This is a genomic window from Methylobacterium sp. Leaf361 (genome assembly GCF_001424445.1).
GTDB lineage: Bacteria > Pseudomonadota > Alphaproteobacteria > Rhizobiales > Beijerinckiaceae > Methylobacterium.
Map to the genome: position 1 here is coordinate 83,131 of NZ_LMPY01000015.1, position 6,365 is coordinate 89,495.

Here is a 6,365-nt window from a genome sequence, read left to right on the forward strand (position 1 = left end):
CAGAGGAACCGACATCATGCATATCGATCTCACCGGCAGAAAAGCCATCGTTACCGGGTCCACCGCCGGCATCGGCCGCGGGACGGCCGAGGGGCTGGCGCGCGCCGGCGCCGCGGTCGTCGTCAACGGTCGCGGCAGCGCGCGGGTCGACGAGGCGGTGCGGCAGATCCGAGACGCCGTTCCCGGCAGCGACGTATCCGGTGTCGCCGCCGACCTTTCGACGATGGAAGGCGTGGAGGCGCTCGTTGCGCAGGCTCCCGACGCCGATATCCTCGTCAACAACGTCGGCACGGCCCATCTCCGCCCCTACGCGGGCATCGACGACATCGCCGCCATCCCCGAAGCCGACTGGCTGGGGCTGTTCCACCTCAACGTGATGAGCGGCGTGCGCGCGAGCCGGCACTACCTGCCGCGGATGGTGCGGAAGGGCTGGGGACGGGTCGTGTTCGTCAGCAGCGAGTCCGCGGTCAACACCCCCAAGGAGATGCTCGACTACGGCATGACCAAGACCGCGCAGCTCGCCGTGTCGCGCGGGCTGGCCGAGGCGGTCGCGGGCACGGGCGTCACGGTCAACGCGGTCCTGCCAGGCCCGACCCGGTCCGAGATCCTCGGCAACCTCATGGCGCGGCAGGCGAGGGACCAGGGCATCACCCAGGAGGAAGCCGAGCAGGCCTTCCTGGCATCGCTGAGACCAACGAGCCTGCTCGGGCGGTTCGCGACGACCCGGGAGGTCGCCAACATGATCGTCTACGCCTGCTCGGAACAGGCATCCGCGACCAGCGGTGCGGCGCTGCGTGTCGAGGGCGGCGTCGTCCGCTTCGTGGCGTAGACCACCTCGGCCACTGGACGCCGGCTGCTTACGGGAACACCGGCCGCCGACCGCAGACGCCCGCCGCACCCTCGTTGATGCGCAGGCCTTGAGGCGCCGGTCCGCACCTCACGCGCCGAAGTAGGCCGCGAGTTCCTCCGGCGTGTCCTGCGGGAACGCCAGCTTCAGGTGGTCGAGGAACGCCGAGGCCCGTTCGCCGAGGACCGGCTCATGGCAGACAGCCGGCGTCGATGCGGGATTCGAGCGTTCCGCCGGCGCCGCGAAGGTTCATGCGGTCCGTTCCGTCGTCGCCTTCCGCGCCTGGGCCACGGTCAACCATACGGCCGAGACCAGGAAGTAGGCGGCGCCAAACGCGGCGTAGGGCGCGATGTCCGTGATCCCCGGCGTCGAGGCACCGTTCGCCTGAAAGATGAAGTGGCCGCCCGCGAGGGCTGACTGGGCTCCACTCAGCACCATCGCCCACTGGGCGCCCTCCTGCCAACGCCGCACGCCGGTCGCGAGCTGCAACAGTCCGGACAGGATCGCCCAGACACCGAACACCGCCAGCACTGCGTGCATGCCCGATCCGAGCGCGACAGCCACCCCGACGGCGACGACGGTGCTGGTGGCCGCGTTAAGCGCCTGGCTGGGATTGGCGGCCAAGCCGCCGCTGCGACGTGCGTCGATGACGTTGGCGACGGCGTCCCAGGCGGGGTAGGCGACCAGGAGCGCCGCCGCGGCCGGCGGCATGGCCTTTCCGATGGTGAAGGCGGCGGCGACCCAGCCGACGGAAATTCCGGCACGGAGGAAGTAATAGGAGCTCAGCCAGTGCGAAGTGTCACGGCCGGTTTTTTGGACGGTCGTCATAGACGCTCCTTTCGGGTGCGGGGCGAGGCGGAGGATCGGGGCGACGAACAGTCACGCGGAAAATGCCGGCGACTGATCCGCCGGGTCTCGTGAAAGCGGTGTCTTTGCAGGGGGATATGCCTCGCTTCGGTAGGCACTTTTACAAACGGACCCCGTTGGCACCCATGACCGGATCGCTCGAAAACTTGACCGTTCCTCCGGACGGTGGACCAAGCGTCGCCTCCGGCGACCTCCTCTCCCTCGTCCTGGCGCAGATCAGGCTCACCGGGGACCACGTCCGGTCCCATGAGGTCGAGCGGTCGGCGAGCCTGGACCTGGAGGCCGGGGCCGCTCACGTCCTCGTGGTCGCCGAGGGTTCGCTCCACGTCGAGGGCGACGGTGCGGAGCGTGCGGTCATCGACACGGGCGATCTCGTGCTCCTGCCCCGCGGGCTCGGAGGGGCTAGGCTGGTGGCGTCCGCCTCGCGCGCCTCGGTGATCGTCTGTCGGTTCTGGTTCGATCCCCACGCCCTGCGCGGCATGGTCTCGGCCCTGCCCGGGCGCATCCACGTCCGGCGCGACGAGGGGGCGGGGTGGCTGGAGGGCATCGTGCCCTTCCTGATGGTCGAGGTGACCGATGACGAGCCGGGCGCGGCCCTGATGATCTCGCGGATAATCGACGTCATCGTCATCCGCACCCTACGGACCTGGGTGCGGCGCGGACACACCACCGGATGGCTGGGAGGACTCTCGGACGCCCGCATCGCCCGGGCGCTGAAGGTCATGCACGAGCGTCCATCGCGTCCCTGGGGCGTCGAGGCCCTGGCGGACGCGGCGGGCATGTCCCGGTCGAGCTTTTGCGAGCGGTTCGCGGCGCTCGTCGGGCGCTCGCCCCTACGCTACCAGAACGAGTGGCGGCTCACGCTCGCCCGGGATATGCTGGTCGCCCGCGAGGCGCGTGTCGGAGAGGTCGCATTACGCGTCGGATACGAGTCGGAGGCAGCCTTCAGCCGCGCCTACAAGGGCATGTTCGGGCACCCGCCGCGAGACGAACCTGCGCCGCCGAGCGGGCCCGGATCACGCGAGTAGGACTGCAACTTGCTACAAGGGCGCTCAGCATAGGCATGTTCGTGCGCGGTGCAGGTTCGACATCGAGCACGGCTTCGTGGGTCGGGGAGCTAATGTGCCCGAACCCGCTTCGGTCAATGCCGCTCGTCACGTCATAGTCGGCCGCCGTACGATTTTGCCGTCACAGCGGTCCGGGGCCGAACAAATCTTCGGCCCCAGTCACAGATGTCAGATGCTCGGATGTAGCCCCCGAACTGGGCTCACCGCCTCCAGCACCGAGGCGGCGCGCAGGAGGGTCGTCTCCGCCTGCCAGCTGCCCACCAGTTGCACGTTGATCGGCAAGCCCTCGCGGCTCGTCCCGAACCGCATCGACAGGCCCGGCAGGCCGGTGACGTTCAGCGGCACGGTCGCCCCCTGCAGGTAAGTCAGGTCGACCGTCTCGCCGTTGACCACAAGTTCGCTGATGCCGTGCTTGTGCGCGGGCACCGGCAGCACCGGGGTCAGGAGCACGTCGAAGTCCCGGAAGTAGGCCGCGTAGCCGTCCCGCAGCCGCTCCGCCGCCTGCTCGGCCGCCACGTAGTCCTCCACCGTGGTATCGGGCAGCGACAGCATCGTCCTGGCCATCTTGTACATCTGGTCCTCGTGCCCGGCGACCGCCTCGCGGAAGGCCGGCTTCATCTCCATGACGTGCAGCTTGTTGAACACGTCCAGGGCGAAGTCGCGCTCCAGCGCCGGGATGCGCACCTCCTCCGCGTGGTGGCCCTCGCCCGTGAGGGCCTCGGCGGCGGCCCGCACCGTGGCGGCGACCTCCGTGTCGATGGGCCCGAAACCCGGCCCGACCATCCAGCCGACGCGGAGCCTCCGGTCGGACGTCACGCCGGCGTCGAACGGGACGGTGCTGGTCGCGAAGGCGTCCTGCCCGTCGGGGCCGGCGAGTTGCGAGAAGGCGAGCGCGAGGTCGCGGATCGAGCGCGCCATCGGGCCGACGTGCCAGAAGCGGCGGGGCGCCCGCGGCCAGATGCCGGTCATCGGCACGCGCCCGTGGGTCGCCTTCAAGGAGACGATGCCGGTCTGGGCGGCCGGGCCGCGCACCGAGATGGCGAGGTCGGTGCCCAGCCCGAGCGGCGACATGCCCGCCGCGATGGCCGCCGACTCGCCGCCGCTCGACCCGCCGGGCGTGCGGTCGAGGTCCCAGGGGTTGTTCGAGCGTCCCGAGAGCAGGTTGTCGCTCTCGATCCAGTAGGAGAACTCCGGCAGGTTGGTCTTGGCGAGCAGGATGCCGCCAGCCTTCTTCATGCGGGCGACGCTGGTGGCGTCGGCGTCGGGGGTGCGGCCCTTGAAGATCGGCGAGCCGCGTTGGGTCAGCACCCCTGCGGTGTCGATGGAGTCCTTCACGGTGAAGGGCACGCCGTGCAGCGGGCCGAGTTCGCGACCCTCCATGACCGCCGCCTCGGCTTCCTTCGCGGCGGCGAGCGCACCTTCCGCCACGGTGACGATGGCGTTGACCTGCGGGTCGACCGCCTCGATGCGGTCGAGGTGCGCCTTTACGACCTCGACGGGCGAGAGTTGCTTCGTGCGGACCAATTCGGCGAGCCGGGTCGCGTCGGAGAAGATGATGTCCTGGGTCATGGCCGTTTTCCCTGCCTAACGTTCGGTAGGCAGACAGCTAAGGCTGGATTTCCAGGCCGTCAACCCCTAACTAACGATTGGTAGGTTTTTGATTCGGGGGTGGGGGGCAGGAGTGAGCACGAACGCGAAGGAGACGATCCTGGCCGCCGCACGGAAGACCGCGCAGGCGCATGGCTACGGCGGGTTGAGCTACCGCGACCTCGCCGCGGAGGTCGGCATCAAGGCGGCGAGCATCTACCACCACTTCGCCAGCAAGGCGGACCTCGGCGCGGCCGTGGCCCGGCGCTACTGGGAGGACATCGCGGTCGAGCTCGAAGCCATGCTGGAGACGACCGGCGACCCGAAGGAATGTCTGCGGCTCTACCCGGGCACCTTCCGGCGCTCACTGGAGGACGGGAACAGGCTCTGCCTGTGCAGCTTCATGTCGGCGGAGTTCGCCAACCTGCCGGAGGCCGTGCAGCGGGAGGCTCAGCGCTTCGCCGACGTCAACGTCGCCTGGCTTGCCAAGGTGCTGGTGATGGCCAAGGCGGTGAAGCCCGGGGACGCGGAGGCGCGGGCGCGGGCGATCTTCGCCGCGGTGTCCGGAGCCCAACTCTACGCACGGAGCCGTTCGGACATCTCGCAGTTCGATGCCCTTATCGAGGGCTACCGCACCTCGGGGCTCCTGCCGGCCTAGGGGCCGGGGTCACCCGCGGCCGAGCAAGCGTAGCGTCCCAACCACGACCGCGTCGGACATCGCATCCGTCAGTCGAGATCGGACCGGGGGAAGGGCATCAGCCTGCAAACGCGGAGGGGCGAGCCGCATTCGACCTCAGAGGCCGTCCGGACCGCTCCCGTCGCTTCTCGACACCGGACGTTCGCCGGGAGCCTGGCGATTTCGTTCGACCCACCCCTACGCGGTGTGCGCTTTCTCACCGTGTCTTTGTGGACTGGTGCATTAGCCAGCCCAGATGAGCATCAGCATCCATGCCGTCAGCGTCCCCGTCTTTGTCAACTCGCTGCGCAACATGAGCGTGTGGCTAGACAAGGCGGCATCGGAGAAGCCGGAGGCTGAGTTGCTCCTCGGCCGTCTTGCGCCGGACATGCGGGCCTTGCCGGCCCAGTACCAGATGGCATCCGACAGCGCGAAAAACGCCGTGGCGCGGATCGCCGGAATCGAGGCGCCTGCGATGCCGGACGTCGAGGCGACCTTTGCCGAACTCAAGGAGCGCTGTGCCAGGACGATTGCCTTCGTTGAAGGCATAGAACCGGCGGCTTTGGCCTCAGGCGCGGAGCGGGAGGTGGAGCTGAAGTTTCCGAACGGTATGGGTTACCGCTTCAGCGGGCAGGCCTATCTCACCGGTTTCGCCCTTCCGAACTTCTTCTTTCACGTCACCACCGCCTACGCGATCCTGCGCAGCGCCGGCGTGAGCCTCGGTAAGCCGGATTTCCTACAGCATCTCGGGCCGCCGAACATCCAGGCTTCGGAGTAGGCGTCGACGCCTTTCGACTTAAGGATCGGACAGGCACGATGCGATGTCACGGGTGTCGTCTGACGGCACCGGGCCGGATCGCCCGACGCAGCCACGTCGGCACTAAGCGCCGCCGAACCTCAGCCTCACGGTGGATCGCCGGCGGGTGTTGTTCGGTCGATTGCCGGTGAGGTGCGTGCCGGTCGGCCTGGGCCCACTTACGGGACGAGGGCAGCTTCCACTGGCATGGCAAGAGGCTCTGCATCCGACAATGCGCCGAAAACTTTTCGGCAGTAGGCCGCCAACCGGTCGGCGCGGTCGGCTTCGCCACGAAAGGCGTTGTGCCCGTCCGGACGCACCCAAACGAGCTCAGGTCGTCCCTCCAGGCCGTAGGCCCCGTGCGCCTTGCCGTCCATGTCCGAGAGGACGGGGGTGGCCGTGCCATCGGCCATCGGGTCCGCCAGCACTAGGGCGTCTCTGCAAAGGGTTCACAGGCCGCGGGATCGGCCCCATGTGGGCCTGATGCGACGCTTTGAACTGACTGACGCGCAGTGGGAGCAGATC

The 6,365-nt window shown here is 68.7% G+C and carries 6 protein-coding genes; 4 read left to right on the plus strand and 2 right to left on the minus strand.

Translation table 11 applies throughout. From position 1 onward, the window contains the following. Positions 1-16 precede the first annotated feature (16 nt). Positions 17-829 carry an SDR family oxidoreductase gene (locus tag ASG32_RS13355; protein ID WP_056526709.1) on the plus strand — a complete coding sequence of 271 codons (813 nt, stop codon included), beginning with the start codon at positions 17-19 and terminating at the stop codon, positions 827-829. Between the two features lie 267 nt (positions 830-1,096). On the opposite strand, the gene ASG32_RS13360 is transcribed toward ASG32_RS13355, so the two are convergent. Beyond that, a complete protein-coding gene (locus tag ASG32_RS13360; protein WP_056526713.1) occupies positions 1,097-1,675 on the minus strand; it encodes a DUF308 domain-containing protein in 579 nt (192 codons plus the stop codon). Between the two features lie 164 nt (positions 1,676-1,839). On the opposite strand from ASG32_RS13360, the gene ASG32_RS13365 reads away from it, so the two are divergent. Beyond that, positions 1,840-2,742: an AraC family transcriptional regulator gene (locus ASG32_RS13365; RefSeq protein WP_056526716.1), complete on the plus strand. Its 903-nt coding sequence runs from the start codon at positions 1,840-1,842 to the stop codon at positions 2,740-2,742. 207 nt (positions 2,743-2,949) lie between these two features. Here the strand turns inward: ASG32_RS13365 and ASG32_RS13370 are convergent, their stop codons facing one another. After that, positions 2,950-4,350 (minus strand): amidase, encoded by a 1,401-nt coding sequence (locus tag ASG32_RS13370; protein ID WP_056526719.1) that lies wholly within the window; start codon positions 4,348-4,350, stop codon positions 2,950-2,952. A gap of 112 nt (positions 4,351-4,462) precedes the next feature. Here ASG32_RS13370 and ASG32_RS13375 point away from each other — a divergent pair, with 112 nt between their 5' ends. Together ASG32_RS13375 and ASG32_RS13380 are read left to right on the plus strand one after the other, a co-directional pair. After that, positions 4,463-5,026: a TetR/AcrR family transcriptional regulator gene (locus ASG32_RS13375; RefSeq protein WP_056526723.1), complete on the plus strand. Its 564-nt coding sequence runs from the start codon at positions 4,463-4,465 to the stop codon at positions 5,024-5,026. 274 nt (positions 5,027-5,300) lie between these two features. Further along, positions 5,301-5,822, plus strand: coding sequence for a DUF1993 domain-containing protein (locus tag ASG32_RS13380; protein ID WP_056526726.1), 522 nt, complete (start codon positions 5,301-5,303; stop codon positions 5,820-5,822). The last annotated feature ends 543 nt before the right edge of the window (positions 5,823-6,365 follow it).

Coding starts and splice junctions, on each gene's coding strand:
- ASG32_RS13370 (WP_056526719.1), bottom strand. CDS start 4,350: ATGACCCAGGACATCATCTTCTCCGACGCGACCCGGCTCGCCGAATTG.
- ASG32_RS13360 (WP_056526713.1), bottom strand. CDS start 1,675: ATGACGACCGTCCAAAAAACCGGCCGTGACACTTCGCACTGGCTGAGC.
- ASG32_RS13380 (WP_056526726.1), top strand. CDS start 5,301: ATGAGCATCAGCATCCATGCCGTCAGCGTCCCCGTCTTTGTCAACTCG.
- ASG32_RS13355 (WP_056526709.1), top strand. CDS start 17: ATGCATATCGATCTCACCGGCAGAAAAGCCATCGTTACCGGGTCCACC.
- ASG32_RS13365 (WP_056526716.1), top strand. CDS start 1,840: ATGACCGGATCGCTCGAAAACTTGACCGTTCCTCCGGACGGTGGACCA.